Origin of the sequence: Photobacterium sp. WH24 (assembly GCF_019204055.1) — a bacterium.
Taxonomy (GTDB): domain Bacteria; phylum Pseudomonadota; class Gammaproteobacteria; order Enterobacterales; family Vibrionaceae; genus Photobacterium; species Photobacterium arenosum.
In genome coordinates, this window is the sequence record NZ_JAGSOZ010000028.1 from 1 (window position 1) to 21,813 (window position 21,813).

A 21,813-nucleotide genomic window follows, 5' to 3' on the forward strand; every position below is an offset into this window, starting at 1 on the left:
CAACTGTACAAGTCGTTTGGTTCTGCGTACATCCCCCAACTTTGCACTCTGGAAAACACTCTGAGCCCACACGGATGGTTCACTTACAAACATGACATGTTATATCTAAAACAAAAGGTAAGGATCAGATCAAACTTCTTCTAAATGGTTCAAAAAAAATCCCCCGGTGAAAACCGGGGGATTTGTGTAGAAGAGACAGCGGAACCGGGGGCTGTAGCACGTAAAGAGATACGTCAAAAAAACACATCATATAATTGCTGATCAGTGACCAGCAGCGACCTCTGCTGCAGGTTTACTTTGCGACTTTACGAAGTAGATGCAACCTGCCAGGAACAGTAGTGGCATAACCGGGTCGAACACGCTTCCCTGGCTACCAAAGATCAGGTTCAGGATCATCACCAGTGAACCGCCGATTGACCAGGCGATAGTAGTCGGTACCGTCCAGATCACCAGTTGTTTACGCACTTCGGTGACACCCATCAGACGGTTCACTATGTGGAACAGGCTGTCGTTGAAGTAACCGGCAAACAAGCTACCCATGGTCGCAGCAGATGCGGCAAACAGCATGTTGATACCTTCCATTTCAGCCAGTACCGGTGCAGAGATAGACGCTGCGGTAATCATTGAAACTGTGCCGCTGCCCTGAATCACACGTACCAGTGTCGCGATGATGAAGGGGATCATGATAGGTGAGATGGACAGTGCCGCAATCTGGTTGGCGATTTCAGTACCCGCGCCAGACTCACGCAGTACACTGCCCAGTGCACCACCTGCACCTGTCACCAGCAGGATAATTCCTGAGGTGGAAATCCCTTCTTCCAGCTTGCGGGTAGTGGTTTCTTTGTCCAGGTAAGGTGTCAGGGTATACACCGCCAGCAGCGTACTGATAGACAAGGCAATCACAGGGTGACCAACAAAGTTGATCACCGCGCCCAGCGCGCTTTCCGACAGTCCTTCAAATCCCAGCTGTTTTTCCAGCAGGCTGGCCAGCGATTTCACCAGAATCAGCAGAATCGGCACCGCTATCGGCATGATGGATTTGGTCAGTGAAGGCAGATTTTTGGTGGCTTTAGACGCCATGTACTCGTCATGCACTTTCTTAAGATCATCAGATTCCTGCGGCAGAGAGACAGGTGTCGCGTATTCCGGGAAATGCTTTTCTAACCAGCGGGCGTACATCACAATACCGTAGATAGACGGCAGTGCAATCACCAGACCCAAACCCAGCATAGAGGCAATATCAACACCGAAAATACTGGCGACGCCCAGCGGGCCGGGTGTCGGCGGAATACAGTGGTGCGCCACCACCAGACCACCAGCCAGAGCAACAGTCAGTGTCAGAATGGAACGGCCAGAGGTTTTAGACAGTGACTTAGCAATCGGATACAGGATGATCAGTGCGCTGTCGACGAACACAGGGATACTGACGATATAACCGGTAATTGCCAGTGCCATCTCTTCTTTCTTCTTGCCCAGCCACTTGATGAAGTGATAGGCAATGGACTCACCGGCACCGGAAGTTTCCAGAATGGCGCCCATCATGACACCCAGACCAATCACGATCCCAATACCGCCCAGCGTACCGCCGAAGCCCTTGCTGATCGCCGACATGGTGTCATCCACACTCAGTCCGCCGATCAAACCGGCAATACAGGCCGCAGCCAGCATCGCAATCAAGACATGAACACGGGTTCTCAGTACCAGGAAGATCAGTACAAAAACCGCAATAATTAAGCCTATAACAGAAATGGGTAACATTAGATCGCCTCCTCTTCGCGTACCGGATACTTAGCTAAATACGCCTTAAGTACCGACTGGAAATCCTTATCCGCTTTAAAACCCAGCGTCAGTTCTGACGCATTATTGAACGCTTTCGGCCAGCTGCTGACGATACGGGCAACCGCAGCATCCTCGTCGTAGCTCACTCGCTCAGCAAACCCTGCCCCCACAGTCTCTGTCATGGCAGCGATCATCTCAGCAGGTGTCACCTGAATGCCGGGCAGATTAAAGGTGCGATAACCCTTGATGGCCTCAGCTGGTAACTGGCTGGCATGGATAATGTTATCGATCACTGTTTCCGGACTGGAAATCCACAGCGGCAGCGTTGGCTCAACCGGACAGTTTGACGTTTCGCCTTTCAGCGGCTCACGGATGATCCCGCTGACAAAAGACGACGCGGCTTTGTTCGGCGCGCCAGGGCGAATACAGATGGTCGGCAGACGCACAGTGATGGCATCCACAAACCCTTTGCGGCCGTAATCATTGACCAGCAGCTCACCGATGGCTTTTTGCGTACCGTAAGAAGAACTCGGCTGAGTGGCTGTCATAGGCTCGATCAGATCCGGCAGTTCGCCACCGAACACCGCCAGCGAACTGGAGAACACGAAGCGGATCGCCGGATTCACCTGACGGCATTTTTCCAGCAATAACTGGGTGGCCAGCAAATTCACTTTCATGCCGAGATCAAAATCTTCTTCGGCATGGCTCGACACAATCGCCGCCAGATGGAAAACATGAGTGGTGTCGGCATCGATCAGCGAATCGATATCAGCCGGGTGAGTAATGTCGCCCACAACCGCGCTGACACGGCTGTCGAACTGACTCATATCCGGGGCGATACGATCAACTATCTTGATGCGCTCGATGTTGTCATAACGTTGTAGCAGGGTGTCGGTAAGCATGGCTCCTAAAAAGCCTGCCCCACCTGTAATAATAATTTTCATAGGGGATGTCCTTGCTCTCTTCTATCTTGTCTTAAGTCTGTTGACGAAATTGTCGATGTCTGCTTCCGTTTACAAACAGGTCCGTTTATATATGGCGCCGTTTACAAATAAGGTGTTACCCAGCCCAGGCCTTCTAGTGTGCCTTGCTGCGGGTTGTACTCGCACCCAATCCAGTCCTGATAGCCTGACTTGTCCAACTCGCCGAACAGGAAGGGATAATTCACTTCTCCCTCACAGGGTTCATGACGGCTGGGAACAGATGCTATCTGCACATGGCCGATGTAATCCGCGACCTCTTTGATCAGGACAGACAGATCTCCGTCCATGATTTGCGCGTGATACACATCGAACTGCAGTTTCACATTCGGTCGGTCGATGGCTTTGATCAGCTCAACAGCGTCACGCTGATGGGCCACGAAATAATTCGGCACATCACGGCTGTTCAGCGGTTCAATCATCACGCAGATACCGTGTACAGCAAAGCGATCAGCGGCATAGCGCAAATTACGGATAAAGGTTTCTCTGTGCGCCTCAACCGAGAAGTCAGGGCTGAGAATACCTGCCATGGCATGCACCTTCTTACAGCTCAGTGCCTGCGCGTAGTGAAGGGCGACGTCAACGCTTTGCTCAAACTCTTCAATACGATCCGGCAGGGCCGCAATACCGCGCTCGCCGGCCGCCCAGTCGCCCGGCGGCATATTAAAGAGCGCCTGTTCAAGCTGGTGTGAACTGAGCTGCTCTGCCAGCAGACCGGCTTCATAGTCATAAGGAAACAGAAACTCGACCGCTCTGAAACCGGCTTTGCTGGCCTGACCGAAGCGCTCAATAAAAGGTACTTCAGTGAACAGCATGGTGAGGTTGGCTGCAAATCTGGCCATTATTTTCCTCTCCCTTCCAGGTCGCTGACTTCTGCCTCTGTCAGGTAACGAATGGCTTTGCCATCGAGCATCAATGCCAGTTTGGCGGTTTCTTCCAGCTCTTCGGCGTTATCAACCGCATCACGCAGGTCTGTACCGGTAATGACCGGGCCGTGATTGGCCAGCAGGAACGCGCGGTAGTCGGCCGCACGATTGGCCAGTTCAGTCGCAATTTGCGGATCGCCCGGACGCAGATACGGGATCACCGGCAGCTGGCCGACCCGCATCACGTAATACGGTGTGAAGGGCTTAATCGCATTGTCTGGGTCCAGTCCTTCCAGGCACGACAGGGCCGTCAGGTATGTGGAGTGTAAGTGCACAATGGCGTTACAATCCGGGCTGTTACGGTAAATCGCCAGATGGAACGCAATCTCTTTTGACGGGCGATCACCCGACAAATGATTGCCACCGATGTCCACTACCGACAAACGTTCAGCCACCAAACGTCCGAAGGAAGAGCCTGTTGGCGTGGTCAGAAAATTGCCGTCAGGGAGTTTTAGAGACAGATTCCCTGCCCCACCGGTGGCATAGCCCCGCTCAAACATCGAACGGGCAAGCGTCACCATTTCTTCTCTTAACGCTTGTTCAGTCATGGAAAAATCCTTGTGCAGTCGTAAAAAATGATTCGTCACCAAAGTTGCCGGATTTCAGTGCCAGCGACAGATCCTGATCGATCGCTGTTACCCAAGGCACACCCGGTGCGATTTGCGGGCCGATATGGAAACCTTTCACGCCGAGACTCTGGGTCACAACCCCGGATGTTTCGCCGCCAGCCACAATGAAATTACGGACACCCTGCTCGCGCAACCGGTGTGCCAGCTGGCTGAAGAACTGTTCAACGGCCTGGCTGGATGCCTGCGCACCGTATTCAGCCTGTATGACTTTCAGCATCTCTGGATTAGCGGTCGCAAACACCATAGGTGCGAAGCTGCCTTTCAGGTTCTCCATCACCCAGTCACACACGACGTTGCCGTAATTGTCATCGGTCAGGCAAGCCTTGACATCCAAAGCAAAGTGCGGTGCCACACGCTGATACTGCCCCACCTGCTTGTTAGTCATTACAGAACACGATCCTGACAGCACGACCGTTTTACCGGCTTTCGGATGACCGGCTGACAATGCTTCGGCCTGCTTAGCCTGCGCAGTCACCCAGTTTCGGGCGATGCCGACCGCCAGCCCTGAGCCACCAGTAACCAGCTTGAGGTTTTTGCAAGCCTCGCCGATAGTCACCAGATGCTGATCGTTGAGCGTATCAAGCACGGCGTACTGCACGCCCTGAGCACGCAGCTGGTCAAAGGCCGTCACTACAGCGTCTGTCCCTTGATCCAGGGTCTGGTAATCCACCAGGCCGCTCACGCCCTGCGCCTGGGCATTCATCAGACGCACCAGGTTGGCATCCGTCATAGGGGTCACAGGGTGGTGACGCATGCCGGATTCGCTCAGCAACTCTCCGTTGACAAACAGGTTGCCGTGGCAGACGGTACGGCCATTAACCGGAAGCGATGGGCAAATCACAGTGAAAGATTCATTCAGTTCCGCCAGTAACGCATCGGTGACCGGCCCGATATTGCCCTCGGCTGTGCTGTCAAAGGTGGAACAGTATTTAAAGTAAAACTGCTGACAACCTGCGGCCTGCAGCCAGCGTAATGCCGCCACAGAATCGTCAACCGCTTGATCGACAGGGCAAGAACGGGATTTCAGGCTGATGACCACAGCATCAGCGTCTGCACTCAGCAAGTCGGCAGGCACGCCGTTGAGCTGAATGGTCTTCATGCCATTGGCAACCAGAAAACCTGCGATGTCGGTGGCGCCGGTAAAATCGTCGGCGATGACTCCGAGTAACATAATTAACGCTCCTTTTTCGGCAGTTCGATGCCCGAGAAAATCTTGATGACGGCGCTGTCGTCTTCTTTACCAAAGCCGGCATTGCTGGCCTCGGTAAACATATTGAGCGCGGTACTGGCAAGCGGCAGCGGGAAGTGCATCGCTTTCGCGCTGTCGGCCACCAAACCCAGGTCTTTGACAAAAATATCAACCATAGAAGTCGGGGTGTAATCCCCCTCCACCACATGCTTCATGCGGTTTTCGAACATCCAGGAATTGCCGGCCGCATTGGTGACCACGTCATACATCATATCCAGCGGAATATCAGCACGGGCCGCCATGGCCATCGCTTCGGCGCCCACCGCAATGTGAACGCCAGCCAGCAGCTGATGAATAATTTTCACCGTCGAGCCTTTACCAATCTCCGACCCCACGTTGTAGACTTTGTCCGCAACCGCATTTAACACAGGTTCCAGCTGGTCAAACACACCCGCTTCACCGGATGCCATTACCGTCAGATCGCCGCTGGCCGCTTTCACAGCACCACCCGACACAGGCGCATCCAGCATGCGTAAGTCGTATTGCGCCAGTCCGGCTTCGATAGCTTTTGCGTCATCGGCAGAGATAGTGGCGCACACCATCACAGGCGTACCGGCTTTTAACCTTGCAGCCAGACCCGAATCAAACAACACAGATTTCACCTGCTTTGCATTGACCACCAGCACAATCACGGCATCAAGCTGAGCTGCAAAATCGGTGCATTGATGAGACGTGCCCTTTGCACCCGCATCAGCCAGTGCCTGACGGGCCGCATCACTCAGATCAATACCGTAAACATCAAAACCGGCCCGGATACAGGACTTTGCAACGCCCATCCCCATAGAACCCAGTCCGATAACCGCAACAGAATGCATTTCGCTCATTGTGCAGGCCCTTTTGTTATATTTTGTGAATTAATGTTCATGTTTGTGATTCTAGGTGCTGACCCAGGATCATTCTGCCAAGCTTGTCACAAAAATTAACACCAACAAACACCTCCGATCTGATCTTCCAGGTGAAAAAATCAGTAATTTCACACCTACCTCATAAGAATCAGCATGTTATGTTTCACACATTCTCACCATGCCTAACAAAAATTCACATCAGTAACACGTTAACGTGTTAGACTTGATGCCGTTATTGATCAGTGTGAGCGAAAAACCCCTATGATTCCTGCTGAACGTCAACGCGCCATCCTGGCCTTATTAGGAAACCAACAAGTCATCAGCATCAGTGAGCTGACCCAACAACTGGATGTGTCTCACATGACCATCCGTCGTGATATTGCCAAACTGGAGGCCGATGGCCGGGTAATGTCAGTCTCTGGTGGCGTACAGTTGTCAGAGTCGATTCACATCGAGCTGCCCCACGACGATAAAATTGCCCGGCAACGGGATGAGAAAGCCAGAATCGGACAGCATGCGGCCAGCTATATCAAGCCACACAGTACAGTCTATCTGGATGCTGGAACCACAACGCTGGAAATCGCGCACCAGTTGAACCACAGGGATGATCTGACCGTGATCACCAATGATTTTGCTATCGCCGCGTATCTGATGGCGCATTCGGATTGCATGCTTTATCACACCGGCGGCAAAGTGGATCGCCATAATCAATCCTGTGTGGGAGACAAAGCGGTGTCCCTGTTAAGGGAAATGAATGTGGATATGGCCTTCATCTCATCGTCATCCTGGAATCAACGCGGAATATCGACCCCCAATGAAGATAAAGTGACGGTGAAACGGGCTATCGTCGCGACAGCCAAAATCAATTATCTGGTCACAGACGCGTCAAAATACGGTAAAGTCGCGACCTTCCATGCACTCGACATCAGCAGCTTTGACAAAGTCATCACTGACAAAGCCCTGTCAGAAAGCAGCCTGCATGATTTCGCCGAAAAAGGCATAGCGGTAGACAGAGTTTAGGCAGCCTTGCTCACACAAGCTGATAATGAAAAAGACAATTTCGTACAAAACACTCAGCGGGCAATTGAGATAAAGTGCCGGGTAACATGGGGTATTCAAGGACAGAATAATGGGCAGGCAGAAAGCGAAGATCACATACGGGCAGGTGGATGAACTGGATGGCCTGGAATATCTGAACGCTGATTATATTGAGCAGACTTTCTCCCGCCATTCTCACGAAGGGTATTGTATCGGTGTGATCAGCGAAGGTGCCCAAGGTTTTTACCACAACGGCGCCGAGCATCTGGCCCCACAAAACACCATTATTCTGGTGAACGCAGACGAGATTCACACTGGCTATTCCGCCACAGAAACGGGCTGGAGTTATCGCGCCCTGTATCCGTTACCCCAGCATTTTGAGCAAATCAGTCGGGATTTAGGGCAGCCTGAATACGGCGCGCCTTACTTTCGGCAGTCTGTGGTGAAAGACGATAAATTAGCCGCCAGTTTACGTCATTTGTTCAATACGCTGGACCATTCTGAGGATACCCTGCTCAGAGAAACCCTGATCTACACCACACTGACGCAACTGGTACTCAAACATGGCGGTTCCCGGCTGAATATCCAACCTGCCAAAAGTTCAGCACAATCGTTGTATCTGGTGAAAGAATTTCTGGATGAGTACCCGCAATGGCCGATCAGCCTGACAGAACTGGCGGCGCTGGCCTGCATGACGCCTTTCAGTCTGGTACGGGCCTTCAAACGCCAATTTGGTTTACCGCCGCACGCCTATCAGATACAGGCCAGGCTCAGACTTGCCAGACACATGCTCAAACGCGGACTCTCGATTAAAGATGCCGCTGCAGAGGCTGGATTTCACGACCAGAGCCATTTTCACCGCCATTTCAAAAGTGCAATGGGCATCACACCCGGCCGTTATATGAAACACGTGTAATGAGCCTTTTCCTGCTACATTTGTAAACATCGCTGACCAATTTACACCTTTTCTCACCCTATCCATTCATTTAACGTGGTGATAAACCACTAGATAGTGAGAACTTTATTAGCAAGGAAGGCTGTTATGATCATTGCATCCGCGTTTTCCCTCGTCTTTCTGGTTCTGGCATATACCCATGTGTTTGTCGACACCGTCGATGTCGATGCCATCACGATTGTACTCATGGTATTAGCCACTCTACCCTGGGTATTTCCTTACCTGAAATCGCTGGAACTGCCGGGGGGAATCAAAGTTGAAATGAAAAACGTGCTGGAAAAAGTTGAGCAGGCTGCCGCGGAAATAGATGACTCAGAGCAACCCAGTGGGTATCAGGGTGTGGATGCAGCCCTTGCCTTTACCGCCTTACGGGTAGAAATAGAAAAAATCGTTCGCAGGTATCAGCCAGATCTGCGCTCAAGCCGTTATTCTCTGACCGCGCGGCTGCACAGGCTGGCAAAAGAAAACGTTATCAATCAACACTTAGCCGATGCCTTGCTCGAGATCGTTAAGCTAGGCAACGCTGCATCTCAGGGGCAATTTGTTCACTCGGAAGAAGCGGAGTTGATATTGATGCGATCCGGCCCGTTACTGGACAAACTGGAACATAACCTGAGCCAGTCCATGGTCGGGGCGCACGTGATCATTTAATCTGCTAAGGCAGTTTTTCTATGTCTTCTTTAATCTGATAGCCCTTGTCGGTCACTATTTTTTCCAGTACGGACAGCCGTTCTCTGAGTTCGGTCATTTCCGCTCTCAAGGCTTCCGCTTCCTGGCTGGCCAGTCGATCCCTGTCCTTCTGTTTCGCCTGAAGGCGAAGGTATTGCTGGACAATAAGCGCACCAAAAATGATGGCGATAATCCAAACCGCTGTCATAAATACTCCCTTATCTTAATGCCGATAATCGCATTTCAGGTTCAGCGTAGCACCAATTTGATGCTCAGCCGTAGTGTCCAATCTACTCCTTGTGACACACAATCACCAAAAAGAAAAAGCCGCCTGTTCAAAGGCGGCTCAGTCATTTAGTGGCTCACTGCCATCGCATGCTGTTGATCCGTCTGCGGCGGCAGACGATAACGCCCTTCCCTGTAGAGCTTGCCACCCAACAAGGCATGGGCCAGCGCACGCTGAGATTCCTGCTCAGAAATGCCCGATGGCGTTAGTGTCTGCCGGCTAAAATCGTACTGGTAGCCGATGGCGGCTTTGCCCGGCTGCAGCACGACCAGTTTGTCTCTGGTCAGATAGCCGAAGTTCTTATCAAACTGCATCATTGCCCGCTGATATTCCGGCGCGACCTCTTTGGTCAAATCATGACCAATCATAGGTGATGTGTTATCAGCACCGATCAGCGACAACAAAGTAGGGGCCATATCAATATTGCTGGCCAGGCGATCGTCCTGACGAGGCTGAATATCCTCGCCCAGAATGACCGCCGGAATGTGGAAGCGGTCAACCGGAACCGGTACATTACCTTCAGCACGGGCATCATGGTCGGCAATGACAATGAAAACCGTGTCTTTCCAGTATTCTGATTGCCTGGCGTTGGCGAAAAACTCACCTAAGGCTTTATCGGAATACTTCACCGCATTATTACGGGTATGTTCAGGTTGTTCATACAGCTCGATTTCACCATCGGGGAATTCGTACGGTGAGTGATTACTACTGGTGAATACCAGGCTGAAGAAAGGCTGACCGGTTTGATGCAGCTTAGTAAACTGTTTATCTGCCATCTGATACAAATCCTGATCCGACGCGCCCCAGGAGCCCACGAACTTAGGATTGACGAAATCAGGTAAATCCACAATATCTTCAAAACCATTGCCCAGGAAGAAAGACTTCATATTGTCAAAATGACTTTCCCCGCCATAAATAAACTGGGTGTGGTATCCCTGGCGGCCCAGCAACCCTGCGATGGTATAAAACCCGGTCTGGCTTTTACTTAACTTCACAACGGCACGGGAAGGCGTTGGCGTAAAACCGGTTGTCATGGCTTCAATACCACGTACTGAGCGTGTTCCTGTGGCATACACCTGAGTGAAGTTCCAGCCTTCTTGCATCAGGGCATCCAGATTCGGCGTGAGCGGCAAGCCGCCTAAACCACCGACAAAACGTGCCCCCAGGCTTTCCTGAAGCAGGATCACCAGATTTTTCTTACCTTCAACGGTTGGCGCATTGGAATTGAGAGTGAGAATATCGCCGGGCATGAAACTTTCCGGACGACCAGAAGACGCCCGCACGGTTTCAATAATGTCATCCAGCGGCATTGTTCCGTAAAACGCTTCCGCGTTCTTCTCAGAGGCCATGTTCTTGGCAGCAAAAATAACAGAATAAGAGGAATTCAGTGTCAGATCGTTCAACAGCGGATCGGTAGAAAACGCCACCATGGCCGGATTCAGCGGCCGGTGCTGGAATGTTGAACGCGCGCCCATCACACCAAGGGCCACGACAGAAATAGCCAGCACTGGACGCCAGTACCAGCGAGGAGCATCCAGATCACGCACAGCATAGCCGCTGAGCAACCAACCAAGGCACAGGGTTAATACCGAACCAATCAGCCCGACAGCCAGCTCCAGCTTATAACCCACCCACAACATGCTGAAGACTTCTTTCGGATAAACCAGGTACTCAATGAACAGGCGGTTCGGGCGCAAATTATATTCGCTAATAAAACTTGGGGTCGCCAGTTCCATATAAACCAGAATCCACAAGCCCGCCACCAGCCATAGCCGGAGAATGAACAACCATATCTGGCCCAGAAGGCCTTGGGTTGGCAACAGTGCCAATAACAGCGAAGGAAGAATCAACAACCAGCAAAGCGTAGAGACATCCACTCTGACGCCTTGTAACAGGATCGAAGCCCAGTCTTGCCAACCGGTAATGTGGTCAATCTGCCAGAGGGTGAGCACAACGCGGGACACACTGAGCAGAATAAGTGACAGCAGAGCAAACAGGGCGATGGGAAACATCACCCCGGTTATAGGTTTAAGTTTTTGCATTACAAAGAGATCCAAATATTTGGTATCACCAAAGGATTACCAAAACAGCTTGAGGATGATCGCCAGCCAGATGCCGCCGGCCAGCAGCAAAGAAATAAATACCGCCGCAGAGCCTATGTCTTTAGCGCGGCCACTTAACTCATGAATTTCACTGCCAATTCGGTCTACCACAGCCTCAATCGCTGAATTCAGCAGCTCAACGATCACAACCAGAAATAAACTGGCAACGAGCAAAATGTGCTCGATAAAAGTGACAGGCAGGAAAAATGAAATGGTTGTTAAGACAACAAGCAAAATAATTTCCTGTCTGATAGCCGCTTCATGCTGCCAGGCGGCTTTCAGTCCCTGTACCGAATAGCCCGCCGCTTTCACGATGCGCACCAACCCAGTGTTACCCGGTTTCATAGTGTTCCTTGCTTAGTCATTAAGACGGCCGAAAATAGTGAAATATTGCTCTGCCTACAATCTGCAAAAACCCAGTTATGATGTTGCTTCCGCTTACAAGCGATCAAGTATTTCAATCTGTGAGGTTAAGCACTTTTTTGTCATCACCAATTCAGAAAAACCTTTACATCAAGTTTAAAGATACAATATGACTCGCGTTTCTTAAGGAAAACTTAAGAAATTCGTACTAAAGATTGACATTGTTGACTGAAAAGCGCTGCTAGATCGGTAGTTGCTGACCGGTTTTGACTGTTCGGATAGCCAGGTTGGTATGGATATCTTTAACCATGGTCAGGGTCTGCAGTTTGCGAATGAAAGCTTCGTAATGGGGTAAATCTCTGGCGACCACTTCTAACAGATAATCGTGTGCTCCGGATATAACATGCGCGCTGATCACTTCAGGCATACCGGACATCACCAGTTCAAACTCATCAATGGGTTGATCCCTGTGATTATTCAGGCTGACATTGACAAAAAAAGTCATCATCAGTCCCAGCTTCTGTCTGTCGAGGGTGGCCTGGTACCCCGCGATAATGCCATCGGATTCCAGCTTCTTTATCCGTCTGGCACAAGGTGACACCGACAGGCCAACCTTATCGGCGATCTCAGCGGTGCTTTGACGTGCATCGCGCTGTATTTCAGTCAGAATCTGCTTATCTTTTTTATCCATCACGCCCGCATCCCGTCTCTTTGTTACTCATCACTAAGAACAAGTTAGTAAAATAAATCACTAATTTAAATAAAATTGGAAAAATTCACCAATATAGAAGAAATGGGTAGTTAAGTTTGCCAACTATTATCGCGTGCTTTTGCGGATACTGAAGTCACTTCAATCGCAAGGATTACGCTGATGCAAAAGAACACGCCCGCTATGCTGACCGGACTGTTAGCCATGACGGTCACTTTAATGATCTGGTCAGGTTTTTTCATTTCACTGCGGGCCTCCAGCCAGTCAGATCTGACGATTGCCGATATTGCCCTGATACGCTTTGTTCCTGCTGCCCTGCTGTTTGGCTGGTTGTGCCGGCATAAAGTCAGGCACATTTTTCAGACCCCAAAGCGATACTTAGCGCTGATATGCTGGGGAGCCGGGCTACCCTACCTGCTTCTTGCCGGGTACGGTTTACATTATGTTCCTGTTGCGGATGGTGCTTCTTTGATTCCGGGCATCTTACCGCTTCTTGTGTCAGGTATTGCCGTCGTCTGCTTTGGCGAACCTCTCTCACCTATGCGCCGGGCTGGTTTAGTGTTTATCACATTGGGGGTGGTGTGCTTTGTCGCCAAATCGCTGGCTGGCGGGCAGCCCGGCATGCTGATTGGCTATGCCATTTTGTTACTGGCGAGTTTTAGCTGGGCCTGGTTTACTATAGCCATGCGCGTCTCTGGCCTGTCGGCAACAGAAGGGGCGGCTGTGATTGCAATATCAGGGTGTGGTCTGCTACTGACAGGCTTTCTCAGCCAGACAATGACGTTTAATTTGCTGTCGGTGGATTCTCAGGAAGTGATGTACCATTTTCTGGTTCAGGGAGTCGGCGTAGGGATAGTTTCCAGCCTGTGTTATACCCTAGCCATTTCACGGCTGGGGGCGGAAATGAGTGCCGCATTAGGGGCATTTACGCCAGTGTTAGCAGCACTGATGGCGATTCCACTCTTTTCCGAACCCCTCACCGGCCAAACAATGATCGCTATGGCGTTGATTGTGATCGGCGCGCTCACGGCCAGCGAAGTCATGCCGATCCCCATCAACAAAAGTAAGATAGTGAAAAAAGCCATGCGTTAAATTGAGGCGCTGTCAGGCCATGCCCATCTGGTTTTTGTATTTCTCAACGGCTTTTTCATAGAAAGCACGTTCGTCATCATCGGAAATGCTTTCCGCCTGATTAAAGAACACTTCAGGCCCGGCTTTGCCGTTTTTTAACTGCCAAACGGCGTAAGCCGCCTGCTTATCAAGTTCAATACGGTTTTTCTCGGAAGCCGATAACAAAGAAAGATTATGCATGGTTTTCCTTACAATTACGGAGTAAACGCTTGGGTCTGTCGATCTGGCGACATAGTAACGAATTCAGCGTTAAAGTGAAGTCCTGCTTACGCTACCCCGATAGCCTCAAGGCGCTGAAAATCTGCCTGTCTCAGATCAAAAACCAAGGTGAGATGTCACCACCCAGGTAAATACAACAACGATCATCGCGATTAAAGTCACACTGAGGATCGGATTCAGGGTACGCCTATTGGGGTGACGTATCGCATCGATGACGCTTGGCTCATCGCTTTTCATGTCAGGCTGAACGAACTGATGAAAATGGGTTTGCCCTGCGCTGATACAATCCTGCTCTCCGTCTATCACCTGGGCATCAAACCATCTGTGTCTGTCAACTAAACGTTCAGCAGGTACATTTCGCGGAGAACCAAACTGCCCGGTTCTGGGTTCAATGATACTGATCACCAATAGATGTTTTGACTCTCCCCACACCCAGCAGGGCAGAAAATTACCCTGAATGTCGACTCGGCACGGAAAAGGATAAGTGACATTCTTCAATAATTGGGAAACTGGCATGCCCGGAGACTGCAGCGCCTGCTGTGCATTTTCAAGCCAGGGAGCAATGGCATCTCTGAAAACATTCTGTCGCAGCGGTAACAAGCGGGACAGACCGCGCAAAATGAACGCCTGGCAATCCGGCCGTACCTGATTAGTTCGCCAGTAATCCTGCACCGGACCACATTCCGACAGCGCCAGAAAAACAGCCTGACTGGTTTTCTCATATCGTTCAAAATTGGTCATGAATGCCTCCACCGCGATCGGGCGTTGCTTATCCTGACTGCTCCCCGGATAAACAACCCCATAAACAGAACACCATACGGGTTGCGGGCTGAACAGGTGTTGATCTCGCTACTGTTTTCGCGCTTTTTTAGCACTCAATGACGGTTACAATCCGAATCCTACGCTCAACAGGATAGCGTTACTGTCAACATCTCCCATATCCCGGTATTCATAGCCGAGTGTCAAATCCAGCAAAGGTATAATACCCAACACGAAACCGGCCCCGCCGGCAAATCCCCAGCCATCATCCTTGTGTGTCACACCGGACAATTTACGATCAACATCGTAATAGTTAGTGCCGGCTCTGGCATAAACGCTACCCACCAGCAGTGGGATATCAGCCTGAAGAGTCAGCGGCACAGAGGTATAATCAATATCATTTTTTGCCGATGACAGCTTTGAATCCACTTCTGCACTGCCAATGGCTAACCCGGCATTAACACTAAAAATACTGGTGACCTGATAAGACGCATTAACCCCGTATTCGTAGCCATAATCAGAGTTACCGTCATACTCCAGGCGGGATGCACCGGCATTGGCCCCGACAGATAAACCTAAAATTTCAGCGCTGGCTGGCAGACTTAACAATGCAAGCGCCGCTGATAGCATCAATTTCTTCATATTAACGTTCCTTCGTAGCAAAAGAGTGAAAACTGTCGTTGCAGACTGTGCCCAATTAATCAATAGCCCATATCCTTATTTTCGCCAACTAAACACATCTTAAAAACAAGCAGATAGTTATCTCTGCCTGTGAATTTCTTTCCTGCCTCACACGCCTGAAATAATTACGCAAAGCAATGATATCGATTACATCCATTTTTACCCGTTTCATGAATTAAACAACCTTATCCTACTCCTCAAAAGTAAGAAAAACTCACTCAAGGTGCTGTTATATCTATATTTAGACTAATAAATACGGCTTTATTCATCATGTTGAATAAGTCAGTACCACAATAAAACGCAAACGATTAACCTCCTGTTTTCAACAGATTTGGTAAATAACTCTGGATCGATGGCTGAACAATCAATAAAATGTGACTAACTTCAAAAGTTGCTCTTGGTAACTTCACTAGACTGGCCCCCTGATTCAGCAACAGTTCTTAACTGGCTCTCATTGAGTTTCTGCCACTGCTGTGCTGATGTTTTTTCAGATAAGACGTACCACTTGAGTACGACATACAGACAGAGGGTAAACACATGAACGAGATTCTGCTTGCAACTATTGCAGGAGTCGTTGTCGGTCTCTTTTTCAGTGCAGTAAAACTGCCACTACCCGCTCCGCCAGTGTTATCTGGCATTATGGGGATTGTGGGTGTTTATCTGGGTGGTATGGCATACCAAGCAGTGGTTGAACGTTTCTTCTCATAATTTTTTAAAACGAATAACTTGTCAGGAGTCCGCTATGGCTACCCCGCATATCAATGCCGAATTTGGTGATTTCGCAGAAACAGTACTGATGCCAGGTGACCCGCTGCGTGCGAAACTGATCGCAGAGACGTATCTGGAAGATGCCAAAGAAGTCTGCAATGTACGCAACATGTTTGGATACACAGGCACCTATAAAGGCAAGAAAGTGTCTGTGATGGGCCATGGTATGGGTATCCCGTCCTGCTCTATCTATGTTCACGAACTCATTAAAGACTTCGGTGTTAAGAACGTCATCCGTATCGGCAGCTGCGGTACAGTGAGCGATGACATCAAACTGATGGATATCGTGATTGCTATGGGTGCGTCCACCGACTCCAAAGTAAACCGCATCCGCTTTAACAACCATGACTTTGCCGCCATTGCCGATTTCCACCTGCTGGAAACAGCGGTAAACCAGGCGCGTGAGCAAAACGTGCCGGTACGTGTCGGCAACGTGTTCTCTGCCGATTTGTTCTACAGCCCTGAAGCCGACCTGTTCGACAAGATGAACAAGCTGAATATTCTGGGTGTCGACATGGAAGCCGCCGGTATTTACGGTGTTGCAGCAGAGCTGGGTGCGAAAGCGCTGACCATTCTGACAGTGTCTGACCACATTACCCGTGGCGAGCACCTGAGTTCTGAAGATCGTCAGAAATCATTCCACTCTATGATGCAAGTTGCGCTGGAAACAGCGATCACTATCTGATGCATCTGATCCGGTTTGTCATATACAGGCCGGATTGCGCTTATAAGGCCAGCGCCATTGCTCCGCCTTAGTAAAGGATTAGTCAGCTCAATCAGGGAATTTGCCTGTCGCAGCTCAAAAATTGGTAAAATGTGGCGTCTTACACAATTTGAAGCGGGTTTACCCGGGCGGCAATGCTATACCTGGCAGTTTGGGCCAACTAATGGGTGTCGGGTCATCGTATGCAGTAATGACTCGGCACCTTTTTCCAGGCATGTTTTCGCTATAGTCCGTACACGAGGAGGGTGGCAAGCATGATGACAAATCAAAAACACTCTGCAACCTTGCCGCCAGCCAGCGGACACTGGCAGTTGAATCATTGCAAAACCGTACGTTGCCAAAACTTCGGTTCCCGGAACCCAGACGACTATATCATTCAGAGGACGAATCCAAACCGTCCTGCATTCATTTGCAAAGAATGTGGCGCCTTTCCTCCCCTTATCAGCAATAAAAATGTCATTGCAGAGTGGCGTTACCTGAAATTACAGCAAAGTAACGGCTTACCTGCCTGCAATAATCTGGACTGTGACAATCTGGGTTTACCCGTACTGACACATCGCCACCTTTATCATGCCTTTGGCTACAGTGGTGATCGTCAGCGTTATCGCTGTAAAAATTGTCAGACGACGTTTGTCGACAGATGGTCTGGCTTTAATCCCAAACACCAGATTCAGCAAAAGCTGCTCGCCCTGCTGTTTACCGGTCACCCCATCCGGGATATCTGCCGGCGGCTTGGTATGAATCCAAAAACGTTTTACGACCAACTGAACCACATTGCCAGCCGCTGCCGTCGGCAACTTTCGGTGTTTGATGCCCGTTTGTTACAACACAAATCACAACTGGCATTGGCCTGTACACTCAACCCGCTTCAGCCACATGCTGCTAATGGTGTTTACTGGATTGCCAGTTGCGAAGCAAATTCCGGCTATGTACTCAGCCAGCACATTAACTATCACCCGGAACAGACAGGCACACCCGATACGCTGCATGATCCTTACAGCCCTAATGCCCGCTTCCTAGCCAGACAGGAAAATAGCGCACCGACAGCAGCGCAGGCTGCCCCTCAGGGCTTACTGGCGAAAGTCGATGCAAAATACCGAGAAGTGCTATCAAGACCGCATTTGGAAGATCCAAGCAGTGACCAGAACATTGAACATTTCCCGGCCAAAGGTAATCTGATCAGGCCTCAGTATGCGGTTTACGCGCATTTTCTACAACTTAATGAACAAGTGAGTGATAACACTCAGCTCATGCTGTTCATGCCGCAAGAGCCTCTGTTACGTTCAGCGTGTCTGTCTGTGTTTCTGAACAGAATTCGCTCCGGCACTATTGAACCTGTCTACGTAGAAGAAGACACGGAATGGCCGCAGGGCAATGCCGCAGGGCGTATCGACATCGTGTTACTGGGATGGTGGCGAGACCGGTGGGCATTTACCCGGTTTGATCAGGTCGGCAAAGGTATCTGCCATTTAGGCGGCGAAAAAAACAATGAAGCCAGATGGCTGCAACTTGCAACTCACCGCGAAGTGGATGAGTATCAGCAGCGATTTTATCAGCAATTTGCGCAGTTGGTTGATGAACCCAGAAGAAAAGCCCGGCCGGGCGGGTTACTTCCTTTGCTGGATATTTACCGGGCCTGGCATAACCTGTGCCGACAAGATCGCACTGGCTTAACACCCGCTCAACAGCTGGGAATCATGGCCTCGCCATTAACGCTGGAACAATTGCTTAACTAACTCAGCCCGCTTTTTCTGTTGAAACGGCAAACAGACCACGCAAAAAGGCCATTTTTGTTAGCTCAGCTTCACTCACCCATCTCACTTTGGCATATAATCTCAGTACGTAATCTTTATTAACAAGTTACATAAAAACTCTGAGGTATTGTGGTGATAAGGATAGTCCCCAATCGAATCAAGCCCATTTTGTTAGTCAGCATGCTTGCGGTCGGTATTCTTCCTGCTTACATCTATGGCTGGATCAGCAGTGAAAAACTCAATGAAGTCGCGCTGGACAGAATTGCAGCCGGCATTAATGCCCGCAATAATATCGTGGCCCAGAGCCTGGATCAGACACACAATCTGCGACTGAAAAATCTGGATTTATTAAGTCACTCCCCTATTTTTTCCCGTCCTCCTGAACAAATTAGCCAGTTTTTTCATAATTTCGGGCAAACCGACCCTTCCTTTGCGGCTATGCATCAGGTGCGTGAGAAAGGCGGTCATTATTATCTTAATGCGAGCTCAGATGCAGGGTTGACCATTAATAACATTGATACCCCGGATTTAGAGAATATCGAAAAAACGCTGACCAAGGATAATACCTACATCTCCCGTCCCCAGATCAAAAATGGTGAGGCCATTGTCTTTCTGGCAAAAAAAATCGAACACCAGCCTGATGGATTCCTGCTGATCGAATACAAAATGGATGACATCAAACAGCAGCTTAAACAACTGGGCAATGAAGTCGCCCCAACCGACAATGTTTATCTGACCGATATTGATGGCAAGCTGCTACTCAGCAGTCATGCCACTGAACAGTCTCTGCATCATTTCAGGCAATTCTACAAAGCCAGTCTAGTCGCAGGATCAGGAGCAATGTCCTCTTTCTCACCGTTCATATCCGGCATCAACAATTACAACGATGATGAAGATAAAGCGATGATCGCAGCTGTTGTACCATCGCAGATCAATGATGCTGAAGGCATGCCCGTCTGGTCGCTGATCACTGTGACCTCACAAGATAGCGTCATCGGTACTATTGATGAGCTGCACCATTTTTTCCTGCTTGCGCTGGCTATGATCAGTGTATTAATCCTCTTACTTGCCATCGCCCTCACCAAACGCATTACCGGGCCTATAGCAAAGCTGACTCGCTTTGCCTCTCAGTTCCGTTTAGGGGATTATCAGCCCAATCCCTCCTTTGAGGGTCCGTATGAATTTCAGTTACTCAATGATGCGCTTAATCAGGGAGCTGATAAAATTTCAGCTGATACCAAGCGGCTCAATCAGGCGCTGGAAAAAGCCAAATCGGCGGATAAAGCCAAGTCTGCCTTTCTGGCTAACTTGTCCCATGAAATACGCACACCCATGAACGGGATGCTGGGGTTGTCGCAACTGTTGCTGAAAACCAAATTAACGGAAGAACAAGAACATCACCTGAACACTCTGCTCGATTCAGGTAAGCATATGATGTCATTGCTGAACGATATTCTGGATTTCTCTAAAATTGAGCAAGGCAAGCTGAAACTGGATAAAACTCATTTCTGCTTTACCGATCTGGTCGGCACTATTGAAAGCACCTACTACTCGTTGGCGAAAGAGAAAGGCCTGGCTTTCAATATTGATTGTGGCTTTGATCAGGAAACCTGGTTCTACGCCGACAAATCCCGTATTCGCCAGATTCTGTTTAACCTGATCAGCAACGCCATTAAATTCACAGACAAAGGCCATGTCAGAGTGCGTATGAGGCGGGCTCTGCTCACCGGAGGGCAACAACAACAACTGACGATTGTGGCCGAAGATACAGGCATTGGCATAGAGCCAGAGCGAACGGCCCACATCTTTGATCCATTTGCTCAGGCCGAAGTCTCTACCAGCCGGCGCTATGGCGGCACCGGGCTCGGGTTGAGTATTGTCAAACAGCTGGCAGAATTAATGGGCGGCAATGTCGAGCTTAGCAGTGAGCCTGGCGCTGGAACATCTGTTACCGTCAACCTCTTCCTTGATACGGGGATCCCTCAGGAAGAGTTAATCGAAAACATCGAGATCGACAGAGAAGCCTTTGCCGGTCTGCACGTTCTGGTTGTTGAAGATAACCACCTCAACGTCCTGATCATGGAAAGTTTTCTTCAACAATGGGGATTTCATACCCACACTGCGGAAAACGGACTGGAAGCATTGGAAATGATGCAGCGCCAACCCTACGATTTGATCCTTATGGATAATCACATGCCGGTGATGGACGGCCTGGAATCGACCCGGCGAATTCGTTCCCTGCCCGAACCTTTCTGCATTGTCCCGATTTTCGCTTGTACCGCAGATGCGTTTGAGGAAACACAGAAGAATATGCTGGATGCAGGGGTCGACTGTGTTATCACCAAACCTCTCGACGAACGAAAATTACTGGATGCACTCCAACGCTTTCGCCACCGTATAGACTACATGGCCTATCTGCGCCAACACACGTTTAAACAACCCGATTTTCGGGATCAGTCTATCCTGAACGACTCTTTATCATCTCTTAACCAAGCTGAGTTACCGTCAAGTCATGCAGCATTCGATTTAAATCAGATCACACAAATTGACATGGAAGAACTGCTGGAAATGCTTGATCAAGATAAAGAAATGATTACGTACTTTCTTACCATTTTCGCAGATGATCACCATGACTACGACCAGAAGATCCGCAATGCCATCGAGGAAAACGATTTGGAGCAGGCAATGTTACTCAGTCATACCCTGAAAGGGGCCTCCGCCAGTCTTTGTGCAAAGCAGGTCAGCCACAGTGCCAAGATAATCGAAATGCAATTGAAAGCTGCGCAAATCCCATCAGAATCTGAGCTTGATGCGGTTTCACAAGCCTTATCTGCTCTTTGTGACGAAATTCGCCGCCAGCAGCAAACTGTCGATATCGAGTAATGTCTTTATATTGGTCAAAGTCTTGCAATCTCATCCTGAATGATCGCCACATTCTCACCACACCTGCGCAGCGGGCAAACAAGCAACAAAACGACAGGGAAACATATGCCCACACCTGTTTTCTTGAGCCACTACAGCGTACATTTCTATGCTCGCTTTATCCTTGGGCTAAGTGACCGAAAAAATGTTTGACAAAACCGCTCGAATTGGGCTTCGCGATTGACATCGACACAGAAAAATTTAATCATCGGGACATCAAATATTTTGCTTCGATCCATATGTTCAGAGCATCGGACATGGCTTCAAAAGAACAGTCAACAGGCCAAACTTAACGTTTGCATAAACACAGCAAAGGACAAGAGAT

Annotated in this window: 22 protein-coding genes; 8 read left to right on the forward strand and 14 right to left on the reverse strand. The window is 49.7% G+C overall.

The window, feature by feature from the left end; genetic code table 11:
* The 7 genes from KCG43_RS21565 to ltnD form a co-directional block, all read right to left on the reverse strand.
* Window positions 1-93: transposase (locus KCG43_RS21565; RefSeq protein WP_218387300.1), on the reverse strand; the 93-nt coding region annotated here is incomplete at its 3' end.
* 168 nt (window positions 94-261) lie between these two features.
* Complete coding sequence (locus KCG43_RS20490; protein ID WP_192016329.1) at window positions 262-1,758, reverse strand: GntP family permease; 1,497 nt, start codon at window positions 1,756-1,758, stop codon at window positions 262-264.
* Entirely contained in the window at window positions 1,758-2,723 is a 966-nt protein-coding gene (denD, locus tag KCG43_RS20495) for a D-erythronate dehydrogenase (RefSeq protein ID WP_218387290.1), read from the reverse strand. Before denD ends, KCG43_RS20490 begins: the two co-directional genes overlap by 1 nt.
* 101 nt (window positions 2,724-2,824) lie before the next feature.
* On the reverse strand, window positions 2,825-3,601 hold the full coding sequence (gene otnI / locus KCG43_RS20500; protein ID WP_218387291.1) for a 2-oxo-tetronate isomerase: 777 nt from the start codon (window positions 3,599-3,601) through the stop codon (window positions 2,825-2,827).
* A complete protein-coding gene (locus KCG43_RS20505; protein ID WP_218387292.1) occupies window positions 3,601-4,233 on the reverse strand; it encodes an aldolase in 633 nt (210 codons plus the stop codon). Before KCG43_RS20505 ends, otnI begins: the two co-directional genes overlap by 1 nt.
* Window positions 4,226-5,485: a 3-oxo-tetronate kinase gene (gene otnK, locus KCG43_RS20510; protein WP_218387293.1), complete on the reverse strand. Its 1,260-nt coding sequence runs from the start codon at window positions 5,483-5,485 to the stop codon at window positions 4,226-4,228. Before otnK ends, KCG43_RS20505 begins: the two co-directional genes overlap by 8 nt.
* Window positions 5,486-5,487: 2 nt before the next feature.
* Entirely contained in the window at window positions 5,488-6,387 is a 900-nt protein-coding gene (gene ltnD, locus KCG43_RS20515; RefSeq protein WP_218387294.1) for an L-threonate dehydrogenase, read from the reverse strand.
* Window positions 6,388-6,669: 282 nt separating this feature from the next.
* On the opposite strand from ltnD, the gene KCG43_RS20520 reads away from it, so the two are divergent.
* The 3 genes from KCG43_RS20520 to KCG43_RS20530 all read left to right on the forward strand — a co-directional run bounded on the left by KCG43_RS20520 (window position 6,670) and on the right by KCG43_RS20530 (window position 9,052).
* Window positions 6,670-7,428, forward strand: coding sequence for a DeoR/GlpR family DNA-binding transcription regulator (locus tag KCG43_RS20520; RefSeq protein ID WP_218387295.1), 759 nt, complete (start codon window positions 6,670-6,672; stop codon window positions 7,426-7,428).
* Between the two features lie 109 nt (window positions 7,429-7,537).
* Window positions 7,538-8,362, forward strand: a complete 825-nt coding sequence (locus tag KCG43_RS20525) for an AraC family transcriptional regulator (RefSeq protein WP_218387296.1) — start codon at window positions 7,538-7,540, stop codon at window positions 8,360-8,362.
* A 126-nt stretch (window positions 8,363-8,488) separates the two neighbouring features.
* Window positions 8,489-9,052, forward strand: coding sequence for a DUF4145 domain-containing protein (locus tag KCG43_RS20530; protein ID WP_192016321.1), 564 nt, complete (start codon window positions 8,489-8,491; stop codon window positions 9,050-9,052).
* Between the two features lie 4 nt (window positions 9,053-9,056).
* On the opposite strand, the gene KCG43_RS20535 is transcribed toward KCG43_RS20530, so the two are convergent.
* The 4 genes from KCG43_RS20535 to KCG43_RS20550 form a co-directional block, all read right to left on the reverse strand.
* Entirely contained in the window at window positions 9,057-9,278 is a 222-nt protein-coding gene (locus tag KCG43_RS20535; protein ID WP_192016320.1) for a hypothetical protein, read from the reverse strand.
* Between the two features lie 146 nt (window positions 9,279-9,424).
* Window positions 9,425-11,398, reverse strand: a complete 1,974-nt coding sequence (locus KCG43_RS20540; protein ID WP_218387297.1) for an LTA synthase family protein — start codon at window positions 11,396-11,398, stop codon at window positions 9,425-9,427.
* 36 nt (window positions 11,399-11,434) lie between these two features.
* Window positions 11,435-11,803, reverse strand: a complete 369-nt coding sequence (locus tag KCG43_RS20545) for a diacylglycerol kinase (RefSeq protein WP_192016318.1) — start codon at window positions 11,801-11,803, stop codon at window positions 11,435-11,437.
* A 259-nt stretch (window positions 11,804-12,062) separates the two neighbouring features.
* Window positions 12,063-12,512, reverse strand: a complete 450-nt coding sequence (locus tag KCG43_RS20550; RefSeq protein WP_218387298.1) for an Lrp/AsnC family transcriptional regulator — start codon at window positions 12,510-12,512, stop codon at window positions 12,063-12,065.
* 180 nt (window positions 12,513-12,692) lie between these two features.
* Between KCG43_RS20550 and KCG43_RS20555 the strand changes: the two genes are divergently transcribed.
* Window positions 12,693-13,622, forward strand: a complete 930-nt coding sequence (locus KCG43_RS20555; protein WP_255558122.1) for a DMT family transporter — start codon at window positions 12,693-12,695, stop codon at window positions 13,620-13,622.
* A 12-nt stretch (window positions 13,623-13,634) separates the two neighbouring features.
* Here the strand turns inward: KCG43_RS20555 and KCG43_RS20560 are convergent, their stop codons facing one another.
* The 3 genes from KCG43_RS20560 to KCG43_RS20570 all read right to left on the reverse strand — a co-directional run bounded on the left by KCG43_RS20560 (window position 13,635) and on the right by KCG43_RS20570 (window position 15,281).
* A complete protein-coding gene (locus KCG43_RS20560; protein ID WP_218387299.1) occupies window positions 13,635-13,841 on the reverse strand; it encodes a DUF3283 family protein in 207 nt (68 codons plus the stop codon).
* Between the two features lie 135 nt (window positions 13,842-13,976).
* Complete coding sequence (locus tag KCG43_RS20565; protein ID WP_192016315.1) at window positions 13,977-14,621, reverse strand: hypothetical protein; 645 nt, start codon at window positions 14,619-14,621, stop codon at window positions 13,977-13,979.
* 144 nt (window positions 14,622-14,765) lie between these two features.
* Window positions 14,766-15,281 (reverse strand): outer membrane beta-barrel protein, encoded by a 516-nt coding sequence (locus KCG43_RS20570; RefSeq protein WP_161456899.1) that lies wholly within the window; start codon window positions 15,279-15,281, stop codon window positions 14,766-14,768.
* Window positions 15,282-15,857: 576 nt separating this feature from the next.
* Here KCG43_RS20570 and KCG43_RS20575 point away from each other — a divergent pair.
* The 4 genes from KCG43_RS20575 (at window position 15,858) to KCG43_RS20590 (ending at window position 21,449) form a co-directional block, all read left to right on the forward strand.
* Complete coding sequence (locus tag KCG43_RS20575) at window positions 15,858-16,028, forward strand: XapX domain-containing protein (RefSeq protein WP_036760236.1); 171 nt, start codon at window positions 15,858-15,860, stop codon at window positions 16,026-16,028.
* A gap of 34 nt (window positions 16,029-16,062) precedes the next feature.
* Window positions 16,063-16,773: a purine-nucleoside phosphorylase gene (gene deoD / locus KCG43_RS20580; RefSeq protein ID WP_027254273.1), complete on the forward strand. Its 711-nt coding sequence runs from the start codon at window positions 16,063-16,065 to the stop codon at window positions 16,771-16,773.
* Window positions 16,774-17,066: 293 nt separating this feature from the next.
* The gene (locus KCG43_RS20585; RefSeq protein WP_255558124.1) at window positions 17,067-18,548 is read left to right on the forward strand and encodes a lactate dehydrogenase; all 1,482 of its coding nucleotides are present in this window, start codon (window positions 17,067-17,069) and stop codon (window positions 18,546-18,548) included.
* Between the two features lie 150 nt (window positions 18,549-18,698).
* Window positions 18,699-21,449, forward strand: coding sequence for an ATP-binding protein (locus KCG43_RS20590; protein WP_370630719.1), 2,751 nt, complete (start codon window positions 18,699-18,701; stop codon window positions 21,447-21,449).
* Window positions 21,450-21,813 lie beyond the last annotated feature (364 nt).

Coding starts and splice junctions, on each gene's coding strand:
- KCG43_RS20490 (WP_192016329.1), bottom strand. CDS start 1,758: ATGTTACCCATTTCTGTTATAGGCTTAATTATTGCGGTTTTTGTACTG.
- denD (WP_218387290.1), bottom strand. CDS start 2,723: ATGAAAATTATTATTACAGGTGGGGCAGGCTTTTTAGGAGCCATGCTT.
- otnI (WP_218387291.1), bottom strand. CDS start 3,601: ATGGCCAGATTTGCAGCCAACCTCACCATGCTGTTCACTGAAGTACCT.
- KCG43_RS20505 (WP_218387292.1), bottom strand. CDS start 4,233: ATGACTGAACAAGCGTTAAGAGAAGAAATGGTGACGCTTGCCCGTTCG.
- otnK (WP_218387293.1), bottom strand. CDS start 5,485: ATGTTACTCGGAGTCATCGCCGACGATTTTACCGGCGCCACCGACATC.
- ltnD (WP_218387294.1), bottom strand. CDS start 6,387: ATGAGCGAAATGCATTCTGTTGCGGTTATCGGACTGGGTTCTATGGGG.
- KCG43_RS20520 (WP_218387295.1), top strand. CDS start 6,670: ATGATTCCTGCTGAACGTCAACGCGCCATCCTGGCCTTATTAGGAAAC.
- KCG43_RS20525 (WP_218387296.1), top strand. CDS start 7,538: ATGGGCAGGCAGAAAGCGAAGATCACATACGGGCAGGTGGATGAACTG.
- KCG43_RS20530 (WP_192016321.1), top strand. CDS start 8,489: ATGATCATTGCATCCGCGTTTTCCCTCGTCTTTCTGGTTCTGGCATAT.
- KCG43_RS20535 (WP_192016320.1), bottom strand. CDS start 9,278: ATGACAGCGGTTTGGATTATCGCCATCATTTTTGGTGCGCTTATTGTC.
- KCG43_RS20540 (WP_218387297.1), bottom strand. CDS start 11,398: ATGCAAAAACTTAAACCTATAACCGGGGTGATGTTTCCCATCGCCCTG.
- KCG43_RS20545 (WP_192016318.1), bottom strand. CDS start 11,803: ATGAAACCGGGTAACACTGGGTTGGTGCGCATCGTGAAAGCGGCGGGC.
- KCG43_RS20550 (WP_218387298.1), bottom strand. CDS start 12,512: ATGGATAAAAAAGATAAGCAGATTCTGACTGAAATACAGCGCGATGCA.
- KCG43_RS20555 (WP_255558122.1), top strand. CDS start 12,693: ATGCAAAAGAACACGCCCGCTATGCTGACCGGACTGTTAGCCATGACG.
- KCG43_RS20560 (WP_218387299.1), bottom strand. CDS start 13,841: ATGCATAATCTTTCTTTGTTATCGGCTTCCGAGAAAAACCGTATTGAA.
- KCG43_RS20565 (WP_192016315.1), bottom strand. CDS start 14,621: ATGACCAATTTTGAACGATATGAGAAAACCAGTCAGGCTGTTTTTCTG.
- KCG43_RS20570 (WP_161456899.1), bottom strand. CDS start 15,281: ATGAAGAAATTGATGCTATCAGCGGCGCTTGCATTGTTAAGTCTGCCA.
- KCG43_RS20575 (WP_036760236.1), top strand. CDS start 15,858: ATGAACGAGATTCTGCTTGCAACTATTGCAGGAGTCGTTGTCGGTCTC.
- deoD (WP_027254273.1), top strand. CDS start 16,063: ATGGCTACCCCGCATATCAATGCCGAATTTGGTGATTTCGCAGAAACA.
- KCG43_RS20585 (WP_255558124.1), top strand. CDS start 17,067: ATGATGACAAATCAAAAACACTCTGCAACCTTGCCGCCAGCCAGCGGA.